This is a genomic window from Streptomyces anatolicus (assembly GCF_019400875.1).
GTDB lineage: Bacteria > Actinomycetota > Actinomycetes > Streptomycetales > Streptomycetaceae > Streptomyces > Streptomyces anatolicus.
In genome coordinates, this window is sequence record NZ_WMBF01000731.1 from 1 (window position 1) to 2,165 (window position 2,165).

At 71.9% G+C, this 2,165-nt stretch carries 2 protein-coding genes; one reads left to right on the plus strand and one right to left on the minus strand.

All coding sequences use genetic code 11. From position 1 onward, the window contains the following. A partial coding sequence (locus GKQ77_RS31930) for an ABC transporter substrate-binding protein (RefSeq protein WP_258022322.1) occupies nucleotides 1–976 on the plus strand: 976 nt, incomplete at its 5' end. On the opposite strand, the gene GKQ77_RS31935 is transcribed toward GKQ77_RS31930, so the two are convergent. Then, a complete protein-coding gene (locus GKQ77_RS31935) occupies nucleotides 951–2,114 on the minus strand; it encodes an amidohydrolase (protein ID WP_219692603.1) in 1,164 nt (387 codons plus the stop codon). The genes GKQ77_RS31930 and GKQ77_RS31935 overlap by 26 nt on opposite strands. Nucleotides 2,115–2,165: the final 51 nt, after the last annotated feature.

Here is a 2,165-nt window from a genome sequence, read left to right on the forward strand (position 1 = left end):
CTCCCCCGCCACCCGACGCGTGACCCAGACGGTCGCCGCTCTCGGTGCGGCGGCGCTGCTCCTGACGGGCTGCGGCTCGGACGACGGCTCCGACAACGCCTCGTCCGGCAAGGGCGGCTCGGACTCCGCCGGGACCCGCACCATCAAGGACGCCACCGGCAAGGCCGTGAAGGTCCCGGCCCACCCCAAGCGGATCGTGACGCTCACCCAGGAGGACCTGGACGCCGTCCTCGCGCTCGGCGTGAAGCCGGTCGGCATCACCAACGGCCAGGGCCTGGACAAGCCCCCGGCCTACCTCGCCGACAAGGTCAAGGGCATCGACGTGGTCGGCAACCTCCTCCAACCCGTCATGGACAAGGTCGTCGCGGCCAAGCCCGACCTGATCCTCGCCGGTGACATGCAGGACGAGCAGGTGCTCAAGCAGCTGCGCGAGATCACGCCCGCGACGGTCGTCACGATGGCGCCCACCGACGACTGGAAGCTGACCCTGCGCGGCATCGGCAACGCCGTGGGTGAACTCCCCAAGGCCAACAAGGTCATCGCCGACCACGAGAGCGCCGCCAAGGCGGCGGGCAGGAAGCTCGGCGCGGACAAGGGCGCCGAGGTCTCCATCGTCCGCTGGAACCCGGACGGTCCGAGCTGGATGGAGAGCAAGCAGTTCGCCAGCGGCGTCGCCCTGGAGATGGGCCTGAAGCGGCCCAAGAACCAGGACAAGGACGGCAACGCCCACACCCCCTCGCTCAGCCTGGAGAAGATCAACGAGATCGACGGCGACTGGCTGTTCCTCTCCACCCTGACCTCGGACGGCGAGAAGGCTCTCAAGGACGTCCAGCGCAAGCCCGCCTACAAGGACCTCGGCGCGGTCAAGAAGAAGCACGTCGTGACCGTGAACGGTTCGGTCTGGTCGACCCGCGGCGGCCCGCTCGCCGCCGACGAGGTCATGGACGACATCAGCGAGGCGCTTTCGAAGAAGTAGCTGCCGCCAGGCGCGCGAGCGCGAGGTCCGCCGCCGTCCACGCCATGCCCAGCGCGCCGTCGAGCAGCGCCCGCTCGGCGGCCGGCGAGACGGCGGCCGCCGCGAACTGGGCCTCATGCGGCCCGCAGGCACCGCCGCTGATGTCCAGGACGGGGTGGATGGACGGCACCAGGTGCGAGACGTTGCCCATGTCGGTGCAGGCGAACGGCTCGCGCTCGACGGGTTCGGCACGGCCGAGCGTCCTGGCGTTCGCCTGCCACAGGGCGGTCAGCTCCGGGTCGCCGCGGAAGTCCAGGTAGTCCGGTTCGGGCCGCTCCAGGGCGACGTCGCAGCCGGTGGCGAGCGCCCCGGCGCGGAAGCAGTTCTCGACGCGCTCGCGCAGTTCGCGCAGGTCCTCGGCGGCCAGCGCGCGGATCTCGTACTCGGCCGTGGCGCGGTCCGGTATGGCGTTCGGGGCGGTGCCCGCGCCGGTCGTGATTCCGTGCACCCGCCACTGCGGCGGGAGTTGCTGGCGCAGCAGGCCGAGGGCGACCTGGGCGACGGTCAGGGCGTCGGCGGCGTTGCGGCCCTCGTGCGGGTTGAGGCTGGGGTGCGCGGACTTGCCCGTGTACGTCACCGAGAGCGTGCCGAGCGCGAACGAGCGGAAGTCGGCGAGCTCGAACGGGCAGGGGTGGACCATCATCGCCGCGTCCACGTCGTCGAAGGCGCCCTCCTCGATCAACAGGGCCTTGCCCGCGCCGCGTTCCTCGGCCGGGGCGCCGAGCACCCGCACGGTGAGCCCGAGTTCATCGGCGTACGGGGCCAGGGCGAGGGCCGCGCCGATACCGGCTGCGGCGATGAGGTTGTGGCCGCAGGCGTGGCCCAGGCCGGGCAGGGCGTCGTACTCGCAGACGACGGCGAGCGTGAGGGGGCCCGAACCGATGGTGGCGCTCACCGCGGTGGCCAGGCCGAAGGCGGGCGCGGTCACGTCGAAGCCGTGCCCGGCGAGGAGTTCGGCGCACCAGGCGGCGGCGCGGTGCTCCTCGAAGGCGGTCTCGGGGTGGGCGTGGATGCGGCGGCTGAGGGCGAGCAGGGTGTCGCGGTGGGTCTTCTTGCTGCCGATGTACGACTTCGTCTGCGTGATCTTGAGCTGTGCCATTACGCAGCACCAGCCCCGGCACGCGCCCGCAGCAGAGCCGCGGGAGCGACG